Here is a 281-nt window from a genome sequence, read left to right as displayed (position 1 = left end):
CAGCGCACGACGCGCCGGTGCGCTCACCACTTTTTTCGCAACGCATCCTTGATCAGGTCGTTCTCGAACAACTGCTCGGCCAGCAACTTCTTTAGCCGCGCGTTCTCGGCCTCAAGGTCCTTGAGCCGCTTGGCGTCGGGCACGCTCATGCCGCCGAACTTGCTGCGCCACAGATAGTACGAGGCCTCACTGAAGCCATGCCGCCGGCAAAGGTCCTTGATGGCCACGCCCGCTTCAGCCTCGCGCAGGAAGCCGATGATCTGCTCTTCGGAAAAACGCTT

The 281-nt window shown here is 61.2% G+C and carries 1 pseudogene; it reads right to left on the bottom strand.

The window, feature by feature from the left end:
* A pseudogene (locus tag XdyCFBP7245_RS23590) lies at positions 1 to 281 on the bottom strand (transposase); the annotation flags it as partial.

The sequence above is a fragment of the Xanthomonas dyei genome (assembly GCF_002939865.1).
Taxonomy (GTDB): domain Bacteria; phylum Pseudomonadota; class Gammaproteobacteria; order Xanthomonadales; family Xanthomonadaceae; genus Xanthomonas; species Xanthomonas dyei.
This window is presented reverse-complemented; position numbering and strand designations above follow the sequence as displayed.